This window comes from Clostridium gelidum (genome assembly GCF_019977655.1).
Classification (GTDB): domain Bacteria; phylum Bacillota; class Clostridia; order Clostridiales; family Clostridiaceae; genus Clostridium; species Clostridium gelidum.
Genome location: NZ_AP024849.1, coordinates 2,285,086 through 2,307,784, shown reverse-complemented (window position 1 = coordinate 2,307,784; position 22,699 = coordinate 2,285,086). Strand labels below are relative to the sequence as shown.

Below are 22,699 nucleotides of genomic sequence, written 5' to 3'. Positions count from 1 at the left end.
TATTTTTTTGATTGGCCTTAATTGTGTGTAAGTACTTACCACTCTTTAAGTATATAATTTAGATGTCCCAGAAGTTTATTCCAATTGTAAAATAGTTGTAAACTTTCATATATTTTAGTATATAGCTTTAATTTTTTTATTTACAGATGCAATAGAATTATTAAAAGTTATGGTTACTTCTGTCCCCTTGCCTAATTCACTATTTATTTTAATATCTGCATTATGAACTTCAGCTATTTTTTTACAGATCGATAGTCCAATACCTGCACCATTACTTTTTCTGGTCCTTGCTTTATCTACAACGTAGAAAGCCTGCCATATCTTATCCAAATGTTCTTTAGCCATACCTGAACCTGAATCAATTATTGATATAGAAGTTTTATTATTTAAATCACATACCTTTAAGTATATTTTAGAATTATTTCCAGATGCTTTTATAGCATTTTCCACTAAATTGCAGAGTGCCATCTCAATTAAATCTTTTTCTAAATCTAATATGCATTCCTCACCATCAATAATTAAATCTATATTCTTATCCTTAAGTTTAACAATCAGAGACTTTTGAACTTCATATATTATTCTCATTATCTTTTCAGGTGTTAATTTAAATTCCTGATTCTTTGTATAAATTAAATCCATCATTTTAAAGGCAATCTGTTCAAGTCTTTTACCTTCTTTGTAAATATAATCTGCCGCTTCGAAAAATAGTTTTTCATTATATTTCGATCCTCTTATTAAATTTGCATATCCAATTATTGAAGTTAAAGGAGTTTTAAGTTCATGGGTCAGATTATTTATAAAGGTTTCCTTTTCAACATTGGATAATTCCAACTCATTTATCTTATCTTCTACTGTCTGTGCCATAAGGTTAAAGTGATTTGAAAGAACATAAAATTCATCCTTTGATTTTATTCTTACCCGTTCAGAATACTGACCCAAAGATATTTTCTGAGTTGAGTCTATTAACGTATCTATTGGTTTTGTTATCAATCTACTAATAAAAAACATAAAAACAGCAAAAAGAGAGCAAATTAGAATATCTAATTTCATAAAAAGAGTATAATACTTCATCTTTTCAGTATATATGCTTGAAATATCTTTAGTATAATATATTTTTACTGGAACATTATAAACTTTAAGTAAACTGCTTACATATAAATACTGCTTGTTATCTAGTGTCCGGATAATGTACTTGATTGTTCCTAGAGAAAGATCTTCTAATTCCGCCTTTTCATCAGAATTAGGAAAATTCACATCTGAATATAGTATTTTATCTTGCTGATTTAAAATTTCTATCTCTCCCTGATATCCATCTTCATGGTCAATGGTGCTGTTATATTCACACATCAAAGTACTGATTGGCATATTTATGTCTGGAGAATAATCTGAATTAATCTTCTGCATAGATATAGAATTTATTCTCAATTGTGAAGAAATAAATCTTTGCTGTGCAATGCACTTATTAACTTCCTTTTCCATTACATCATTATGAAGTTTTTGTATCAATATAAATCCCGCAATATTTAATGTAAATATAAGCAATAGTAAAGAGAAAAGGTATATTTTCAGCCATAACTTCATATAATTTACTCCTCCAATCTGTATCCAATTTTATATACAGTTTTAATGTTATCTGAAATATCTAGCTTCTTTCTTATTTTTTGAATATGAGTATCTATTGTTCTTGTTTCTCCCATATATTCATATCCCCATATTTTTTCTAGTAAATATTCCCTTGATATAGCCATATTCTTATTTTTCACAAGCAAAACCATAAGTTCAAATTCCTTTAAAGTAAGCTCAATTGCCTCATCTTCCTTTTTTATAATCCTTTCTTCTTCATATATTTTCAAGTTCTTAAATTCTATACAATTACTATTTTTAGAATACCTCCTTAAAACTATTTCAATTCTTGCCAGTAGTTCAATTGTTTCAAAGGGCTTTACAATATAGTCCTCTGCACCAGATTTAAGCCCTGTTACCTTATCAGCTAGTCCATTTTTAGCTGTCAGAAATATTACTGGTATATTTAAATCCTTTATTTTTTCCATCAATTCAAAACCATCCATACTTGGCAACATAATATCCATAAGTACTAAATCAAAAGTTTCTTTTTTAAGCAAATCAAAAGCTTCCAATCCATCAAATACCTGCTTACTTTCATAACCAACCATGTTCAGGTTTATTTTTATCAAATTAGAAATAGCTTCATCATCTTCTACAATTAAAATATTTGTTTTCAATTATATTATCCTCCTACTGCATAACTTAATATCTTTAAGTAAATGTTTAATTTATATCTCCATTATATAACACAATTCCCAAATAAATTGCAAAATAGCTGTAAAATAGTTGTAAAATAGTTCTGCATCTAACTTTTGGCAAACAAAAAAAATTTACCCACTCTAAATTAGATAGGCAAATTTTTATTAATTATTATTTATTTTTATATTCCTTAACTAATTTATAAAAAGTTATTTTCAACGAAATTATATTGATTTATTTCTGATAGAACCCTACCTTGTTAAATTTATACCATTCATCAATTTTATCTACAGGTTTAACATTCAAATACAACATAATTTCCCTAGCGAATTCTAAAGCAGCCGTACCATTTGCAGTTATGATATCAGAACACTCCACTGCTTGTTTTTCAACAAAATTGCAATCGCCCTTGTAGTTTGGTGATTGTGACTTCATAAACTCTAAAGTGTTGCCTGAATGTTTTATATTATCCAAATATCCGTTCTCTGCCATAAAATTGGCAGCATTGCAGATTGCACCTACCGGAATATTATGTTTAGCGGCATACTCAACCACAGGCAAAATGGCATTGTTTTTCTGTTCCATCCAAGCGGATCCGCCAATCAAAAGCAACATAGCGAAATTTTTGTGGTAATCACTGACCGAATAATCAGGAAGGATTCGAAAACCTCCCATAGAAATTTTAGGTTCTTTGTCCAGACTTAAAGTTTTTACAATATAATCTGTTTCTGATTCATTGAGTTCTGAACAAATATAAGCACTTTCCCAATCTGCATATCCATCGAAAATAAACACAAGTATTTCTTTTTTCATTGTAACACGTCCTTTCTTAAGTATTGTACAACGAAAAAGATGACACCTATATGTCATCTTTATAGAGTTCATTTATTCTTTTTATTCTGGTTTTTATTGCGTCTTTTAGTTCAAGTGGTGCTATAACTTTAGCTTTGTCTTGTAGACTAAAAACTAAATTAGTAGTCCACTCTAAGTCAGAAACAGGAAATATAATCTGCCCCTTCTCTTCTTCACTGCTGCTCCTATGAAAAAACTTAGCATCTATCTTATCTGTTAAAAAGAATTCATTAGTAACATCATATTCTAGTATAACTTCAAACAATGATGCTTTGTCTTGTGGCGAAAACAAACCAATACCAAAATCTTTTCTAAAATCTATTTTTTCAACTGCCTTACAATTGAAACTTGCATCCATAATTTTAAAGTCAGCAATTCGATTTGCCTTAAACAAACGAAACTCCTGCTTATCCTCGCAAAAGGCGTATAAATACCAGTATGATTGCTTAAAAACAAGTTTATGAGGGTGAATAATTCTTGTTGAACGTGACCTCTTGGAGATATATTCTAGACAAACACAGTTTCGATTTTTAATTGCCTTATGCAAAACGGATACCTTTTCTTGTGTAATGCTGTCTTGAAACCAAGAGGACAAATCAATTACATAATCACTTTCTGAAAATACCGTACTTGTTTCTTCTGGAATTAGTTTCGCTATTAGATTTGTTAAATCGGTGCTTTCATCAATACTCATAAGTCCATTAAGTGCAGTAAAAACATTTTTCATATCAGTCTTGGAAAGAATATTACTTTTGAGTTTATAACCCTCAACGATGGCTACCCCTCCACCAATTCCTGAATATGTAACAATGGGAACTCCCGACGCGTTTAAAGTATCCAAATCCCGAAAAATTGTACGTTTGGAAACTTCAAACCTTTCCGCTAATTCTTGTATTGTAATCCTAGGCCTATTGGCAAGAACACTTAAAATTCCTAATAATCTATCAATTTTCAAGATAACACCCTTTCGCCATTCTACTACCACAACCTAAAGTAGCCAACAGATACATATAATTCTGCTATTGCATTTTTCGGATTTAATATTTATTCCTAATAAATGGACGCCTTTATCTCTTTGACCAGTTATAAAATGAAAAAAACACCTGCTTTATTTTGCAGATGCTTAAACCTTGATAATAATAATTCAACTATAGTGCTTAATTTTTATTAATAATTAAATTTCAAGCAATATACATAAAAGTTCTTCTACACAATTTCATAACCCTAATAGGTTTTTTTTGTCTTTTTTTCTGGTTCTGCTACTGAAGAAGCTATTGGACTCGTAACCTTCACTTCAGACTTTTTCTTCTTTTTTTCTTTATTTCTAGGACTTTTATCTCCCATAGTGACTACCTCCAATCTCTTTAGTATTATTATACTCTCTAATTTATATTACCGCTATCAGCCTTATAGCTGAAAAAACTCTTAAATCAGATTACAATCATTCTAAGGGTTCATTACATAACCCTACCTTACTTTTGCTAACCATAGAGACATATTTCTAGCACAAACGAGCCTATATGTTTAAACTTCCCACAAACTCTTTAGTCTGTATATGTTAATTTCACACAAGTATCTGATCTTTTATAAGGGAAACATTCTCGAACTTGCTACTATTTTTTATAAGAACATGAATCTGATTTTTATTGATTATTTAACTTACCTGTATATACATCATAAGGATATGGAATAATAATTTCTCTATTTTCAATCTGATAGTTTGTATTTTCTATGGGATTTAAATTATTATATAAGTTCATTCCAACATTATATAACACTTCAGCTAAAACATTCGAATCTTGAATAACAGTTCCGCTCATAGAACCTTTATCAATTAAATCAATAGCTTCTTGTAATCCATCAATTCCAACAACTGCTATATTTCTTGATTTGTCTCCTGTATTGTATCCATATTTTTGTAATGCTTCAATTGCACCTATTGCCATTGCATCGTTATTTGAAATTATTGCTTCAATTTGATCACTATATTTAAGAAACAAGCTCTCAATAGAATCTTTAGCTAAATCTTTATACCAACCAGCATTTATCGCTATAAGCTGCTCTGTTTTTATTCCCGAATCATTAATTGTTGAAATTGCATATTTACTTCTATCAACTACCTGTGGATCATTAGTGGGACCCTGCAGTAAAACATATTGCAGTACATTATCACGATTTTTATCTATATCCATCTTATTACTATTCCATAAATCAGCAATAATTTTACCTTCCGCTACGCCTGCTTTCTTAGAATCTGGTGTTACAAATGCTATCTTATTGTAGAGATTATATACATTTGATATTACATCTGTAGGAATATTCATTAATATTAATGGTTTGTTTTTGGTTTTAACTCTATTAATAACATCTGCTACAACATCTTGTTTATTATTTGATAAATATAATATAATCAGATCATAATTACTTTTGACAACAGAATCTAACATTTCATTTTGTACAGCTATATTATTTTTAGGATCAAAGAAAGTAAATTTAATGTTATTCTTATTATCTTTTGCAATATTTTCTAAACTTTCTGCAGTCTTCATGGTAAATGGATCATCCATTCTAAAAAATATTACTGCAGCATTTACTACATTTCTATTATTTGAGCTTAAATTCAGGCAAGCATATGTATTAATATTAGTAGTGCTTATTGATATAAAAATAATTAAAGTAACCATAGCCAATGAAACTGCTTTACTTACTATTTTCATTCTAACCTCCACTCTTATCCTTGTGTTAAATTATATTACTAATATTATATTGCCTAAATAGATAAAATTTATTCTATTCCTAATATACCATTTATCTCAAAGTTATAATCCATAACTCCTACATCTATCTTAAAACTATCAAGCTTGACTTCAGGTTCACTAGTACATATTGGTGCATTGTCTTCTCGCTTATTTAATTCAGTTTCTAATTGTCTAGTAAAATATAATTTCTTGTTAAAGAAAATTTTTATAATACTGTATTCATCATTCCAGAGATTATCTATATCTAATGAGAAAAGCACCTGCTTTATTCAGCAGATGCTTAAACCTTGATAAAAATAATTCAACTATAGTGCTTAATTTTTATTAGTAATTAAATTTCAAGCAATATACATAAAAGTTCTTCAACACAATTTCATAACCTTAATAGTTTTTTTGGTCTTTATTAATGGTTCTGCTGTTGAAGATATTGGCTTAGTTTAAATCCTTACTCCACCAAATTTACTTTTTCTCCATCACTTAATAAATTTTGTCCTTCTGTAATGACATCCAAACCTTCTTCTATACTGCTTGTTATTTCTGTAAATTTCTCATTTGAAATTCCAGTTTCAATAGATATTTTTTTAACCTGGCCATTATCCACTGTATAAAGATAATTCACACCATTTTCCATTTTAATTGTTTCATTTGGAACCATCAAAATGTTGCTTTTATTTTCAGCTGACAAAGATATTTTTGCAAACATACCTGATTTTATATCATCATTAGAATTATCAATTTTAACTTTGACAACATAGAAGTTGTTTTTAGAACTTGTATTTGGACTTATATTATCTATTACCCCGACTATTTTTTTATCTGGTAATGCATTTATATCAACTTGTACAGATTGCCCCACTTGAATCTGTGCAAGCATTTTGTCAGGAATATTTATTTCTGCTGTTAAATTACTATAATCTATAACAGTAACTGAACCTGACTGCCCACTAGCAAGTTGTCCTACTTCTACAGCTTTTTCTGACACAACCCCAGCTATTGGCGCAGTAATGGTAGCATTATTTATCTGATTTTGCACCGAATTAACTCCTGCTTGAGCTTGTTCTACTGCAGCTTCTGCAGCTTTTGTAGCTTGAGGTCCTGATTTACTCTTTAGCAGATTTAAGTTATCTTCAGCATTTTTCAAGTCTATAGTTATAGCATCATACTGTGCTTTTGAATCATCTAGCTCCTTTTTAGGTACTGCTTCTGCTGAATATAAAGTTTGTGTTCTGTCATAACTGTCTTTTACAGTATTATATTGAATTTGTAACTTTCCTACTAACTGTTCTGCTTGCAATAATTGCTGAGTGAATCCCGAGTCGCTTGTTCTTTCTAAGTTAGCACTAGCTGCACTCACTCCTGCTTGTGCCTGCTCCAGTTGTGCTGCATAATCTGTTGTCTCCAATGTAAATAATGTTTGACCTACACTAACCTTATCTCCAACATTTACATTTACAGTTGCAACTTTCCCTCCTGCTTTTGGTAAAACTATCACCTCTTTTGCAGGTTTTAGGTTACTTGCATATTCTATATTTGTTGAAATTGTTCCCGTTGTAACTTTTTGTGTTTTTACATTTTTAACATCTAGTTTTACTTCTACTTTATTGTTTTTACTAAAGATAGAAATACTACCCACAACAACAACTGCTAAAACTATCCCCACTATAATAAGCTTTTTCTTTGAAATCTTAAACTTCATTTGTGGTACCCCCTTCTAGACTTTGAACTTTTTTCTTTTTAAAAGAGATAACTCTTTTTAAATCATCCATTAATGTATAAATAACTGGTAATATAATCGGAGAAAGTACAGTTGACGTAACCATACCTCCAATAATTACTATAGCCATGCTCTTTTTCATTTCAGTTCCTTCACCAATAGATAGCGCAACAGGTAACATCGAAACAATCATCGTTGCGCTAGTCATTATAATTGGTCTTAACCTAGTGACACCAGATTCTATAAGAGCATCCCTTAAATTATGGCCTCTCTTCATAAGAGTATTTGTATAATCTATAAGTAATGTACCATTTTTTGATGCTAGACCTTCGAGCATAATTAATCCAATCATTGACATCAAGTTTAAAGTTTGTCCAGTTAAAGCTAATAAACCAAAGGCTCCTATAATAGCACAAGGTAGTGCCATCATTCTTATAAATGGAGTTAAAAATGATTCATAAAGTACTACTAAAATCATATAAACAAGGGCTAAAGATGCAATTAAAGCAAGTCCAAGAGAAGAAAAGCTCTCTGCCATTTGTTTTTGATTTCCGCCGAAGCTTATACTATAGCCACTGGGAATTGAAAGGGATTTTAATTTAGCATTAATATCATTTGTGACTTCTCCAAGAACTCTTCCTTGCAAGTTGGCTTCTACAGTGACCATATCCTGCTTATCTTCTCTCGATATAGAAGGATCACTATCTATTTTTTGAATTGACGCAACTTGACTTAGAGGAATTTGTTGTCCAAGTGTATTTGTAATTTTCAAAGACTTAAGGTCTTCTGCACTCTTTATTTGTCCATTTTCAAACTTAAGGGTTATATCATTTTCTTCATTATTTGATCTATAAACTCCCACATTGGTTCCTGCAAGTGCCATTCTAACAACACTACCTACATTTGCAGTAGAAAGATTATACTGAGTAGCTGCAAGACTGTCTATATTTACCCTAAGTTCGCTACTTCTTGCACTTGAAGAATTACTTATATCAATAACTCCTGGAACTGTATTTACTAACTTTTCAACTTCATTTGATAGTTCTTTTATAGTATCTGAATCATTTCCTTTTATCTTAATTGACACAGGCTTACTACTGCCACCAGATGAATTTGACTCTGATACATTAAAATCTACTCCAGACATCTTTGTCCCAAAAGCACGAACCTGACTTGCAAGTTCACTTTGACTTTTTTTACGTTCACCCTTAGGTACCAAGTTAACATAAATTTGAGCAGTAGCTTTATCTGTGCTCTGTTCCCCACTTTGTCCAATCATTGAAAAATAATTTTTTACTTCTTTCATTTCTTGTAAATATTTTTCTATCTCCAAAACTTTCTCATCTGTTTGTTTTAAGGTAGATCCTGGAGTAAGCTTCATATTAATGGTAACACTACTTTGGTCTGCAATAGGTATAAACTCTGATTTTATTAATCCCATTGGAATGAGTGCTACACTAAGCACAATCCCCGCAATAACAATGGCTAAAACTTTTTTCCTGTTATCTAAGAACCATATTAGAGATTTTTTATATGTTTCTATAAATTTTTCAAAAGAACCTTCCGTTTTAGCATTTATTCTAGTGAAAAAGTTATCTTTCACTTTTTTCACTTTCTTCTCTTTATTGTTTACATTTTTTAATAACCTTGAAGAAAGCATTGGTGTAATTGTAAAAGATACAATTAGCGAGAACATTGTAGCCGCAACAATTGTCAACCCAAATTCTCTAAACATCTGACCTATCATACCAGATACAAATGAAATAGGCGCAAATACAACAATATCACATAATGTGATTGCTACTGCTGCCATTCCTACTTCCCTGCGGCCTTCAATGGCTGCGTCTATTGGATTTTTCCCCATATCCATATGCCGCTGTATATTTTCTATAACAACGATAGAATCATCTACCAGTGTACCTACAACTAGAGATAAACCCATCAAGGATAACATATTCAATGTAAAGTGCATTTGATACATCATAAAAAATGTAGCAACCAGTGAAGTTGGAATCGCAACTAAAACCACTAAAGAAGAACGAAAACTACGGAAAAATAAATAAAGAACAATTGCAGTTATTATAATTCCTTCCATAAGGTTAGTCTTTATTTCAGTAAGAGAGGAAGTAATAAACGTAGTTGTATCCATTAGAATATTTACATCTGTACCCTTTGGAAGTGTTTTTTTAATATCTTGTAATTCTTTTTTTACAGAATCGGCAACTTCTACGACATTTGCATCACTTTGTTTTCCAATTATCATTGCCATAGTCTTTTCGCCACTAAATCTTGTTAATGTGGTTGCATCTGGAACTTCCAAATCAATCTTAGCAATATCACCAAGACGAATTGTTACTCCATTACCAGTAGGTATTAACAGATTTCTTGCAGCATCAATGGTGCTAAACTGGCCAACAATTCTAACAGATTGATCTAAGTTATCCTGTTTAATTACTCCACCTGGTATATTGACGTTTGCTCCTTGTAGTGTTCCCGTCAAAGCATCAATATTCACTCCATAATACTCCATAGCCGCCTTATCAATCTTTATCATCAATTGCTTTTTATCACTACCCATTAAGGAAATGCTTCCTACTCCAGGTATTTTTTCTAATCTTTGTTTTAAAATATCTGATTGATTGTAAAGCTCCTCATAACTGGCATTTCCATTTATTGAAACTGCCAGAATAGGTATGGCACTCATATCCATCTTAAACAAAGTAGGTTTATTTGCAGCTTTAGGAAGTGCAGCTGATGCATTTTCAACTGCTTTCTGAACATCTAAATATGCGGTGTTTATATTTGCACTCATTTTAAAAGTTATTGTAACTGTCCCATATCCTTCTCCTGCGCTGGAATTAAGAACATCAACACCGCTTATTCCTGATACCGCATCTTCAATTGGTTTTACAATATCTTTTTTAATATCTTCGGCACTAGCACCATTATATGTTGTCATTATGGATATGACAGGAATATTCATAGAAGGCATTAAATCTGCCCCCATGCTTTTATACCCCATAATACCAAGTCCAATGAATAAAATCACTGCCATCCACATGGCTGCTGGTCTTTTTACCGATATCTCAGTTATACTCATTTCTCTCCTCCTTTTTCCATGTCCTATAATTCTCTCTTGTTAACTAATTGATTCTTAATATTTAATTATATGAAAAGGAAACTACTTAGATAAATTTATAATTTATCTATATGCGTGATGTACCCAAATTAGGGTAAACCTTTATGTTCTATAAGGGTTATTCATCGTTGTCCATAAATATACATAAAAACTAATTTCCAATCACACTTCTCACACATTTCTTAAAGTTGTTCACATGAATAAAGACTATCCCTTAAACGTAGTTAATTAGGCATTTTAATTAATTATATCATAAATAATTATATTCTTGGATGTTATTAATCTGAAATGGTTGAGTCAAGTAAAAGTTGGCAAGAATTTTATTTAAATTATTATCCATTATTTTACATTGCATTTTTAAAATTTCCCTACCCATACTGTATATTTAACTATAACTAATATCACTAAATGATTTTAATCCACATAAATCACGTACTATTTTTCTACCTAACGTTGCGGCAGCTCCGCTATACGGAATTTGTGCACTATTGCACTTATATGCCTTACACTTATTAGATTCTTTATTCGCTTGAAATACTGTTAATGGTAGTTTTGCAACTACTGTATCAATAACATCATCAGAAATAATATTTCTGTAGATTTTATCTACAGTATCAAACAACCTATTACTAAATTTTTCAGATAATATTTTAGATAAATTATCTGCACCATTAATAGACCAGCTCATTTTTCTGCCCTTCATTCTTTGAGCTAATACATCACAAATATTATGTTCCATTGTGCCTAGATTCTTGTATTCCATGCCTTCCGGCGCCGTAGGCATGTTTATGTCACTTCTTAATTTATACGGTATTAATCCATCTCTATTGTGAACAAAGTAATCATATAATTCAGTAAGCTTCTTAAATGCAATATCTTTTTCGTTTGTAAGTATCATCATATTTACAATAGTTTCTAGACCTTCATCAATTTTACCTTCTCTAAATAGTTTTAGTAATTGCTTTTGAGCTCTTTTATCACTTACCTTACGTATAATCGCTTGGCCTACATGAAATGGATCTAGCTGAAAATGAATGTCTTCATCCTCACAAGTTGCTTTAATCCAATTTGCTCCATCACCGTTTAATATTCTAGTTTGAATTTCATCTACATTGTATTTTTCTGAAATTGTTGCGCTAGCAAGCTTTTTAAAGTGATTGGAATTGCTAAAGCTTGCACAAACAGTTTTATCAACAACCACATATTCTTTTTTGCTCCCTGGGCGTAAAGTCCAGCCAGTATATGATACTGCTAGTTTTAACTCTTTCTTTTTATTTTTCCCTTTTGGTCTATCATTACCTTGAAGATAGAGCCAAACTCCATCTTGCTCCTGAAACAATACTGGTACTTCCTTTTCGCCTTTTAATGCACCTTTGTCATTTAACTCAATTTTACGATTTTCTATTTCTTTAATCTTTTCCCCAAGTGTTTGAACTATGTTCCAAACGCCTTGAGCACTAATATCTTGATTACACATAGTTTTAATATTCTCAGATGTCTTTCTAAAAGAAACCTCCGTCACGTTAGTTAAAATAGTTTCTACGAGATTTATAGACACATTTCCTAAAGTGTCCATCCCTAAATACTCATCCAAAAGGTACTTAGTTGCTTTCTTACCATCTTCAAGTTTAAATTCATAAATGCGCCTAGAATACTCTACGTTCCCCATAATAGTCCTCAAACAAGTTTGCTTACGACCTTTATTACGGTAAACCTTGCTATCTCTTTCATTAAGTAGTTTTTCATCTAAAAATTCTAATATACTTTTTAAAGCATTACAAGCTTCGTCACAAGCATATTTATAAATTCTTTTCTCTAACTCCTTGAAAGTCATTCCTTTATCATTTAAACTTAATTCATACATAAATATAACTCCATTCTATTTAGTCTTAGCAACTTAATTATAATGGATAATTTATGTATTTGGGAGATGCTTTCGCATCTCCTTTTACTATTTATACAGTTTTTATTACTGTTTCTGCCTACTAAAATTATACTCTAACATCTGAAATATATATTATGTTTATATGAATCGTTTCTAATTTAAATATAGAAAATTAAAAAAAGGCAGTAAATTTATTTTTTATAAATTTACTGCCTAAAATCTAAAATTGCTTTTATTTTAAAGCTTGTACCTGTAAGTTATTGTTTCATTATTGATACTTCCTATTCTCTTCACAGTAATTGAAAGTTTTTTGACAAGTTCTGTTTTTAAAACTTAATTTTAAGATTGTGACACAAGTTTTCCAGTTACGGAGAAAACTCCATATTTTGTGTTGACAGCTGCTGATAACATATCATTATTTAAAGTTCCTTTAGCAGTGTACTGTATACTAGCTATTAAATTTCTAATTTGTCCTGAAAATTCAAAGCTATTACCATTAATTTTTCCATTATTGAAATTACTTTTAGATCCCATTCCTTCAAGTGAACCAGTTAAAGATTCATCCTTTATTATAAAGGTAATTCTTCCTTGTTGAATACCAAAAGGCGTTTTCATTGTTATATTATATATTTTTATCAATTTAATTACTCCCCTTTTTTATAAAGATTATTTATTATATATTTAGAATATGATAATTGTTAATTAGATTTCCTATAATATGATTGTTAATATTTAAATTTAATTTTCTAAAGGGGTAATCTTTAAATATTAAAGCATAAAAATAAGAGCTTACATTACATAAGCCCTTGCTAAACTAATATCTTATAACTATTAAATGATCGTATAAATTCATCAATATCATCTAAATTTCCTTTTAAATTTAGATTTTGCTATTTTTAAAAATTTCACCTGCAATGCCTAATGCACTGCAAGCTTTAGGAAATCCTGCATATGCTGCACATTGCAAAATAATTTCTAATATTTCTTCGGACTTTAATCCAGCTTTAAGTCCTGCTTTTATATGAAAATCTAATTGTTCAAATGCACCTTGTGTTATAAGAGAAGTTATAGTTACAACTTCTCTTGTTTTTAAATCCAAATTTGGTCGTGCATATATTTGACCAAAACCAAAAGAAATCATCTTTTCCAAAAAGTCAGGAAATATTTCTCCTACGGCTTTCACCATTTGTTCACCATTTGTATCTGTCATTTGTTTTAAAATATTAAGCCCATTTTCATAATCTTTATTCATTTTATTATCCCCTTTTCATAGTTGGTGGTATTTCATATGGATCAACCACAACTTCTATTATAATTGCCTCATTATGTAAATTTGAAATCTCTAAAGCTTCTTTTAATTCAAATTGATTACTACACTTATATGATTTTACGCCCATAGCCTCACCTAATTTTTTAATATCTAATGGTACATTATAAGTCGTTCCTACTGTTTTCCCAAAAAACTGTATCATAGCTTTCTCTGGCATATCTAATCTTCCATTATTTAATATTATAAAAGTAACTGGAATATTATAATTTGCTGCAGTTGATATTTCGTTCCCATGCATAAAAGTACATCCATCACCGGTTAAACAAATAATTCTAGAATTATAACTTGATAGTTGTGCTCCTATTGAATAACCAATAGCATGTCCCATAGCTCCAAATATATCATCAAAAAAGAATGTGCCTGGTTTTCTGATATTAAAATATCTTATTGCATAAAATGAATGACTTCCATCATCCCCAAAAACAATAGCATCATCTGGTAACTCCTTTCTTATTATTTCCATAGCATGAGCAGCTGAAATATAAGGGCCATTTTCATTAACATTATCTTCAAATTCATAATTTTCTTCTAATAAATTATACTTTTTTCTTATTCTGGCTCCGGCTTTGTCTAATACTAATTGCAAGTTTTCTTTAATATCACCAATAATAGGTAATGTTGGAACAAACAGTGATTTTTCTATAAATGTAGCATCATAATCTAACTGAATAACTTCTCTTGGATAATTATCTGATGATATCCCAACTAAAGACATATCGGATAGTTTACTTCCAATGACAATCATTAAGTCTATATCTTTTTTAATATATGTACTTGATCTTTCTGTGCCACCTAAACCTAAGGCACCAAGTGATAATGGATGATTTTCAATAAATGTTCCTTTGCCACCTGGAGTAGTCATAACTGGTATATTCCAATTTTCCGCTAAACTTTTAACTTCTTCATAAGCTAAACTTGAATGAATACCCTTACCTGCCAAAATCACAGGTTTTTTAGCATTATTAAGTTTATTAATAAATTCATCTAATCTTGAAGATATTAATTGAGTTCTATTATTCGGTAAATTCAGCTCAAACTCTTCAATTTGTTCATCAAGTATGTCCATTGGTATAGATAAATGAACGGGGCCCTTAACTCCCCAATATGCCTTTTCTAATGCATGTTGTAAGTATATTTTAAACTGATCAGCTCTTTCAACCCTAGCACTAAATTTAGTAACTGGCTCAAACATCTTAACTAAATCAGTACCAAAAATTGTAGAATCTTGCCCTATAGCTTTTCCCGCATTGTGCATAGATTGTTGTCCAGTAATAAATAATACTGGAACATGATAAGCTTTTGCTTGTCCTGCAGCAGTTAATAAGTTTGTACCGCCAGGACCTGAAGTTACAATAGCTACACCTAGTTTCTTGTTCATTAGAGAATAGCCAGCAGCCTCATAACCAGCACCACTTTCGTGTTTGCTTAAAATAAAATTAATATCTTGTTTATCTAATTCCATAATTAAAGATGCAAGGGGCCTTCCAGGTATTCCAAAAACATGACCAATTCCCCATTTTCTAAAATTTGATACTAAAATATATGCTATGCTTTTCATATACATATCTCCTTTACGAATTATATTTACATTCTAAACGGTGGTTTGTAAAATATTAACTAATTCATTCCAAGCTAAGTGCCGCAAAAAATCCCATATGTACAGCTGTACCGACTTTTCCAACTTTTTCGCAATCTCCTACTATTCTAGTTTTTATATGATATTTTGCTTTTATTTCTTCTGCCAGCTTATTGTTTTTTCTCATACCAAAAGCAGTAACTACATTGTCAGCTTTTATAAGTTCAGATGTACCATCATCTCTTTGCAGATAAACACCTTGATTATCAATTGATGTAACTTTACTATTTGTATAAGTTTTTACTCCTGCTTTAGCAAGCATAGGTATCAATGATGCTGAATTAACAAATATAGCATCCTTTGCAATCACATCTGCCATTTCTACAATTGTAACTTTTTTACCTCCTTCTGTAGAAAGTTCTAAAGCCATATCACAACCTGACAAGCCACCACCACATATCACAATATTTTCACCTTTTAATAGTTTCTTATTCTTATGTGCCTCAATTATATTAATAACATTGGATCCATCAATACCACGAATAGACATATAATCTGGAACTGCACCTGTACCTACAATGATTTTGTCACAGCTTGCTAATATTTCATCATCAGCTGAAACTTCCCGTCCAAGTTGCACGTCAACACCTAACTTTTTAAGTTGGATATCATACCAATCTATTAATCCACGAAGCTGACTCTTAAAAGCAGGAGTTGCAACAGCTGCTAGCTGTCCACCAATTACTTTCTCTTTCTCAAACAAAGTAACTTTATGTCCTTCAATTGAAGCAACGCGCGCGGCTTCTAAACCGGCTGGTCCTGCTCCTATCACTACAACATTTTTTTGAGCTTTAGCAGGTTTAATTTGAAAACGAACTTCATTGCAAACTTGTGGATTTACTGAACAGTTTAACTTAGTCTGTCTAATTGCTACACGTCCTAAACAATCATTACAACGAATACAAGGACGAACATCTTCACCCTTACCATTCATAAGCTTATTAGGCATTTCTGGATCTGCTATAAGAGGACGACCAAACATTGCAAAATCAGTATTTCCAGATTCTATTAATCTAACTGCTGTTTCAGGTGTATGATTTCCCGAGTTAAGTATTGGAATCTTAACAGATCTTCGAGCAGGTTCGCATAAATATTCCATACATGCATCACCTAAATATGCAGATGGAGAAACATAATCAATTGCGCCATTAGATCCTGCATCTATATCTATTGCATCTATCCCCGCCTCTTCTAGTAATTTAATAAGATGCATGCTGTCTTCAACAGTACGTCCACCTTCAAAACGATGATCAAGAGAAATACGGAATAATATTGGCATATCAAGTCCGACAGCATTACGAATTGATCGAATAATTTCTCTAGGAAAGCGGGCACGTTTTTCATCTGTTCCACCATACTCATCTTCACGTTTATTCCATATTGGTGACATAAACTGATCTATTAAATCTCCTGTATGACCATGTATTTCAATTGCATCAAAACCTGCATCTTTAACTAATTTTGCAGAAAAAGCAAACCTTTCCATAACATTTTGTATATCATCATAGCTCATAGGCCTGCAATTAACTTTTGGGTTAAATGTTGATGGTATAGGTGATGCTGACATTGGTGGTTCTCCATGTATGTTTGGAAAAGCATCACGTCCTGTACCACAACATAGTTGAGCAACTATTTTTGTTCCATATCTTTGAACGACTTCACATACAGTAGTAAGCTGAGGTATTACATATGTATGTTCTAATATACCTGAAAGAGATCCATTTGCAATATCCTGTGAAATAAACTGAGCTCCCATAATTATCATTCCAGCTCCGCCTCTTGCACGTTCTTCATAATAATCGATTTCACAATTTGAAATAGTACCATCAATATTAGAGACATTAATTCCAATGGGTGAAAAGACTATACGATTCTTAATTTCCATACTACCAATTTTAAATGGTGTAAATAACTTATTGTATTGCATAATAACTATCATTCCTTTCTTTATGCTTGCGACACAAAATTTATTGAAAGTAATTATTATTTAAATAATATGCCTAGACTATACTCAACTGTTTTTTACATATAATTTTTATAAATAATAATCTTAAAAATAAATATCAGAAAATTCAACATCAACAGCATTTACTAACCTATTATCAGAGGGTAGGAATACTTTATTTTCTTCACAATCTATGTCTTCTTTAATAGGTAATGTTATAGTAAATGTACTGCCAATTCCTAATTCACTATTTACTTCTATCTTACCATCCATAATAACTACTAAAGATTTTACAAGAGCTAAACCAATGCCACTACCTTCTGCTTGCCTTGAAAGATTATTTTCAACTTGTCCAAATCGTTCAAAAATCATCTTATGTTTATCCTTTGGAATTCCTATACCAGTATCACTAACAGCAATAGCTACTGTTTTATTCTTCTTATTTTCTTTAATATCAACAGTTATGTTTCCATCCTCTGGCGTAAACTTTATGGCATTTGACAAAAGATTCAAAATTATACGTTCATATTTTTCATCATCTATTGCAGTATTTTTACTACTGACGTTAGTTTTAAAATTCAATTTAATTTTCTTCTGGTCTGGATATACCCTTATAGATTCTGTAATTAATTTTGTTAAAAATACAATATCCACATTCTTTAAATTTAATTTAAACTGCTTTGAATTTAATCTTGTAATGTCTAACAAATTATTTACAAGTCTCAATTGTCTAAATGCATTTCGTTTTATACTTCCGATGAGGTTTATAACAGGCTGAGGAGTTTCATTAATATATACCTGTTCAATCAGTTGGATAGCTGAATAAATTACATTTATTGGTGTTTTAAATTCATGAGTAATAAGTGTTATAAATTCATCCTTCATAACAAGATCCTTTTCAAGAAGTTCTCTTTGTTTTTTTTCTGATTTATATAACAATTCTTGTTGCTTATTAATTTGGCGAGCTTGTCTCCTAAGTAATAATTCACGTTCTATGGCATCAACAACCGTAGTTAATGTCATTAAGAAAAATGGATTATGAAGTATAATAGCAGTCATAATACATATACTTCCAAGTAAATTATCATCATCCGAATAATGAAATGGTACTCCATAACAAGCACTATCGTAAAAACACTTATAATAATGATTACTTCCTATTAGTTGTATTGGCTGATTTTGCTTAAGGGTCAAACTAACCACATTTGTACCCATCTCTTCTTCACGAAATTGAATACCCGGTTTAATTCCAAACTTAGACATTGTTGCACTTATAGTTTCATCTCCAAGGATCTCTAGTAAATATCCATTTTCATCTGTAATAGTTATTAGCACAGGAGTACCCTCCAATGATTTAAGCATTTTATTACTAAAAAATCTTACAACATCCAAAATTTCCTTGTAGATATCTTTTTTTCTAGCTAACTCTAATTGCGACATAATATTTGGTGACATTTTAGGTTTATTAGTATCCAGTCCTAATTCTTCACATTTCTTTTTTGATTCTGTAATATAACTTGCTTCTTGCCCATATATATATTGAAACATTTATTTTTTCCCCCTTAAAAGAAAATCATAGTCATTTATGTATAATGATTCACTTTTTTACACAATTTCACTATTTAAGTATATCACTAAGTTATCTTTGTCGGAATACTTATTTCACTAAATTTTATAAGTAAAGCAATCTGATGGGAACTAGCATTTTCATTGCAAAGAATCATTTATTAAAATAAGAGTTCCTGTTGCAATTTCATTAAATATTTATAATCTATATCCTTAATAAATTTAGAAGGCAATAACAAAAACTTCACTATATATACATTTAGTGGAGTTATTATACTTGAAATGATTGAAATTAGTCGAAAAAAGTGTTATGCTTTAAGTAATAAACCAAAACAGAATATCGTTACTACATAATCTTTCCAATTTGAAAATTATGATTGGGAATGTTATATTTGGGAATATTACATATTGAAGAGCTTATTTATATAGGCTCTTTTCAAATGATAAAGAGAGGTAATAATATGATAAAAATTGATAACTTGTCCTACTCATTTCCGCAAAAAGATCTATATAATAAGATTTCATTTACTTTAGAAGATGATCAACATTGTGCTTTTATAGGAACAAGTGGTAGTGGAAAAAGTACACTGATAGATATAATTATGGATCCAGAAAGATATATGTTCGATGGAAAGCTTGAGATAGATCCAAATTGTAGAATTGGATATGTAAGTCAATTCTCACAATTAGACAAAACAAAAGAAATTACAGTTTTCGAATATTTGGGGGAAGATTTTATTAAGCTACAAAATGAAATAACATCTATTTGTACTGAAATGGAAACATCTTCAGATATTGATCCTTTACTAATAAAGTACCAACAAGCTTTAGACTCACTTGATGCGATAGGTGGAGATGATTTCGAAAGCAACCTTATTAAGAAACTAACTCTTGCAAACCTAATCAAGCTTAAAGATTTAATGGTATCTGAACTTAGTGGTGGAGAGTTTAAACTTATTCAAGTGGTTCGCGAAATGCTTCATAGTCCAGACTTAATGATTATGGATGAACCAGATGTGTTTTTAGACTTTGAAAACCTTAATTCTCTTAAAAATCTAATTAATTCTCACAAGGGAATAATGTTAATTATTACCCATAACAGATATCTACTTAATCATTGTTTTAACAAAATTATTCACCTTGAAAACATGGAGCTCCAAGAATTTGATGGAAGATACATTGATTATAACTTCTTATTACTTCAAACTAAAATCGAAATGCAAGAACTGTCTGCAGCTGATGATGAAGAAATTGAGAGAAACGAGCACATAATCAAGAAACTAAGAGATAGAGCAGAAATTACAGGTGAAACTTCTGCTGGAAGATATCTAAAAGGTAGAATGAAACTTCAAGAAAGATTAGAAGATCGTAGAATTAAAACACCATTTGTAGAGATTAAACAACCGAATATCCGTTTAGTTACTAATAATGAAATCGAAGAAACCATCGCTTTAAAAGTTAATGATTACACTGCTAGCTTTGATGAGATGCTTTTAGAAAATGTTAACTTCGAGATTAAATCTACTGATAAAGTAGCTCTTATAGGTTCAAATGGTACCGGAAAAACGACTTTACTACGAGATATATTTAAAAATACTCGTGATTCTATTGAAATAGATTCTGACATTGAAGTAGCTTATTTATCTCAACTTCAAGGAGAAATACTAAATACGTCTAATACAATACTTGAAGAATTCTTCGATGCAGGATTTGAGACTCGTGACCAAATTAAATCATATATTTCAAGCTATGGTTTTAACGAAGAAATCATAAACCAAAAGATAGAATCTTTATCTGGTGGAGAAAAGAATATACTTCAATTGGCTAAAGTTTCCGCAAGTAACGCAAACATGTTACTTCTTGATGAACCAACAAGCCATTTAGATACCTATTCACAAATAGCACTTGAAAAAGCCATAGAAAATTATAACGGTGCGATTTTAATGATTTCTCATGATTATTATTCTATAATAAACTGTGTGGATTATGTTTTAATGATTGAAAATAAGACAATTAGAAAAATGAGTATGCGAAAATTTAGAAAGATGATTTATGCGAAGTATTTTGATAAAGACTATTTAGAAATTGAACAAAAGAAAAGATCAGTTGAAACTAAAATAGAATTGGCTCTGCAAAATACTGATTTTGAGCTTGCAAAAGTTTTATCTGAAGAGTTAGAATCGCTGATTAAATTACTTTAAATCTTATATTTTTTTACTTAGGGGATTGAAATAAAATTGTAAATAAAGCCACAATATTAATGCACAACCTAAACAAGGTTGTGCATTAATATTTAATCCTATTGATTCTGATGATAGAACCAATTTTATATTTACTACTGTCCATTGTGTAATTAAAAATAATCTGAAAAGTATGGTTTTTCTACTGGTATTAACTGTTCTAAAACTCTCAGCATATAATATTCTGTTTGTATTCTTCCACATTCATAAAGATAAGTAGGACGCTTATATCCCATGATCATAGTTGTGAAGGTCTGAATATTCATTTCTACTAGATTAGCAGCATGAATATCATCAGTTTTTTCACACACCGTTTCTTCATCAATCCAGTAAACATTGAAAACTCCACTATTCCACTGCGCTACAGGATCATTTATTTTAAAGCTAAGTTTTAACTTTGGTAATTTGACTAAAAAAGGATATTTTAAAATAAATTCTTGTACATCTATAATCCTTGCCATGTAATATGGCTCAATGTTTTCAACCATCTCACTATCTTCAAATAAAAAAGCCATTGGTTCTCCAGAGTAATTATTCCCTTTTACTTCGCTTACCATAGAATAATGTGCACTTATGTAATTCCAAATTCCATCATGTGCTTCAGTATTTAAATAAACCATTTCCTTAATATGAAATGTATCATTCTTAACGTAATAAACTAGATAGCCAAGAGGCTTATGATTTTTGCTATAATAAATTGAAGCAATAATATTATCATTATCCCAACGCCAATATTCATCCCAAGCAAGTTCATCGCGAATCATTGCTCCATGACGCTGCATAGAAAAATAATCATGTACATTTGAAATATCCTCACACTTCAAATCTACACGTTCCATCATCCCTTCTGCTTGCTTTTTTTTAGGAAGCTGAGAATCTTTTATTGTAAAAGTTATTTTATCAGAAATGATTTCCCAGCCATGTTTTCTATAAAGAGGAATTGAGTACGGATATAAAAAAGAAATAAATTGTCCTTCTTCATACATATGCATAATAACCTGCTTTATCAGTGATCGAATTAAACCTTTGCCTGTATATTCAGGATACGTAGCAACTCCAGTAACTCCACCCATCTTACAAATATTATCATGAATATTTACTTTCATTGAGTATACTACAATCATTGAAGCTAGCTTGTCGTGGTAGAACCATCCAAGAACATAGGCATTTTTAAGAATAGGCATTTTCGCATGCATAATTTGTTCTTCTGTCCAACCAGTACGTAGAAGATCTTCCATTGTTATTTGAAATGCATAGCTTAATAGTCCATTAAACTGCTCTAAATCATCCTCTGTTAACTTTCTCATTTTAAAATCGCCATTTACTTCAATAAATTTTTCTGTATCTTCCATAAATCCTCCCTACTCT

General features: G+C 30.7%; 16 protein-coding genes. 1 reads left to right on the top strand and 15 read right to left on the bottom strand.

The window, feature by feature from the left end; all coding sequences use genetic code 11:
- Positions 1 to 114 precede the first annotated feature (114 nt).
- The 14 genes from psyc5s11_RS10180 to psyc5s11_RS10115 all read right to left on the bottom strand — a co-directional run bounded on the left by psyc5s11_RS10180 (position 115) and on the right by psyc5s11_RS10115 (position 19,073).
- Positions 115 to 1,581 carry a sensor histidine kinase gene (locus psyc5s11_RS10180; RefSeq protein ID WP_224037471.1) on the bottom strand — a complete coding sequence of 489 codons (1,467 nt, stop codon included), beginning with the start codon at positions 1,579 to 1,581 and terminating at the stop codon, positions 115 to 117.
- A 5-nt stretch (positions 1,582 to 1,586) separates the two neighbouring features.
- Positions 1,587 to 2,243, bottom strand: coding sequence for a response regulator transcription factor (locus tag psyc5s11_RS10175; RefSeq protein WP_224037470.1), 657 nt, complete (start codon positions 2,241 to 2,243; stop codon positions 1,587 to 1,589).
- Between the two features lie 256 nt (positions 2,244 to 2,499).
- Positions 2,500 to 3,078: a type 1 glutamine amidotransferase family protein gene (locus tag psyc5s11_RS10170; RefSeq protein ID WP_224037469.1), complete on the bottom strand. Its 579-nt coding sequence runs from the start codon at positions 3,076 to 3,078 to the stop codon at positions 2,500 to 2,502.
- 46 nt (positions 3,079 to 3,124) lie between these two features.
- The gene (locus psyc5s11_RS10165) at positions 3,125 to 4,102 is read right to left on the bottom strand and encodes a helix-turn-helix transcriptional regulator (RefSeq protein WP_224037468.1); all 978 of its coding nucleotides are present in this window, start codon (positions 4,100 to 4,102) and stop codon (positions 3,125 to 3,127) included.
- Between the two features lie 658 nt (positions 4,103 to 4,760).
- A complete protein-coding gene (locus psyc5s11_RS10160; RefSeq protein WP_224037467.1) occupies positions 4,761 to 5,834 on the bottom strand; it encodes a galactose ABC transporter substrate-binding protein in 1,074 nt (357 codons plus the stop codon).
- A gap of 68 nt (positions 5,835 to 5,902) precedes the next feature.
- Positions 5,903 to 6,136, bottom strand: coding sequence for a hypothetical protein (locus tag psyc5s11_RS10155; RefSeq protein ID WP_224037466.1), 234 nt, complete (start codon positions 6,134 to 6,136; stop codon positions 5,903 to 5,905).
- A 185-nt stretch (positions 6,137 to 6,321) separates the two neighbouring features.
- On the bottom strand, positions 6,322 to 7,572 hold the full coding sequence (locus psyc5s11_RS10150; protein WP_224037465.1) for an efflux RND transporter periplasmic adaptor subunit: 1,251 nt from the start codon (positions 7,570 to 7,572) through the stop codon (positions 6,322 to 6,324).
- Positions 7,562 to 10,690, bottom strand: coding sequence for an efflux RND transporter permease subunit (locus psyc5s11_RS10145; RefSeq protein WP_224037464.1), 3,129 nt, complete (start codon positions 10,688 to 10,690; stop codon positions 7,562 to 7,564). Before psyc5s11_RS10145 ends, psyc5s11_RS10150 begins: the two co-directional genes overlap by 11 nt.
- Before the next feature lie 424 nt (positions 10,691 to 11,114).
- Positions 11,115 to 12,593 (bottom strand): ISLre2 family transposase, encoded by a 1,479-nt coding sequence (locus psyc5s11_RS10140; RefSeq protein WP_224033258.1) that lies wholly within the window; start codon positions 12,591 to 12,593, stop codon positions 11,115 to 11,117.
- Positions 12,594 to 12,953: 360 nt separating this feature from the next.
- Entirely contained in the window at positions 12,954 to 13,253 is a 300-nt protein-coding gene (locus tag psyc5s11_RS10135; protein WP_224037463.1) for a hypothetical protein, read from the bottom strand.
- 241 nt (positions 13,254 to 13,494) lie between these two features.
- On the bottom strand, positions 13,495 to 13,866 hold the full coding sequence (locus tag psyc5s11_RS10130) for a carboxymuconolactone decarboxylase family protein (RefSeq protein ID WP_224037462.1): 372 nt from the start codon (positions 13,864 to 13,866) through the stop codon (positions 13,495 to 13,497).
- Between the two features lie 4 nt (positions 13,867 to 13,870).
- Positions 13,871 to 15,502 carry a thiamine pyrophosphate-binding protein gene (locus psyc5s11_RS10125; protein WP_224037461.1) on the bottom strand — a complete coding sequence of 544 codons (1,632 nt, stop codon included), beginning with the start codon at positions 15,500 to 15,502 and terminating at the stop codon, positions 13,871 to 13,873.
- 64 nt (positions 15,503 to 15,566) lie between these two features.
- Positions 15,567 to 17,507, bottom strand: a complete 1,941-nt coding sequence (locus psyc5s11_RS10120; protein WP_224037460.1) for an NAD(P)/FAD-dependent oxidoreductase — start codon at positions 17,505 to 17,507, stop codon at positions 15,567 to 15,569.
- A gap of 123 nt (positions 17,508 to 17,630) precedes the next feature.
- Entirely contained in the window at positions 17,631 to 19,073 is a 1,443-nt protein-coding gene (locus tag psyc5s11_RS10115; protein WP_224037459.1) for an ATP-binding protein, read from the bottom strand.
- 479 nt (positions 19,074 to 19,552) lie between these two features.
- Between psyc5s11_RS10115 and psyc5s11_RS10110 the strand changes: the two genes are divergently transcribed.
- Positions 19,553 to 21,292 carry an ATP-binding cassette domain-containing protein gene (locus psyc5s11_RS10110; RefSeq protein ID WP_224037458.1) on the top strand — a complete coding sequence of 580 codons (1,740 nt, stop codon included), beginning with the start codon at positions 19,553 to 19,555 and terminating at the stop codon, positions 21,290 to 21,292.
- 152 nt (positions 21,293 to 21,444) lie between these two features.
- Here the strand turns inward: psyc5s11_RS10110 and psyc5s11_RS10105 are convergent, their stop codons facing one another.
- Complete coding sequence (locus psyc5s11_RS10105; RefSeq protein ID WP_224037457.1) at positions 21,445 to 22,683, bottom strand: GNAT family N-acetyltransferase; 1,239 nt, start codon at positions 22,681 to 22,683, stop codon at positions 21,445 to 21,447.
- Positions 22,684 to 22,699: the final 16 nt, after the last annotated feature.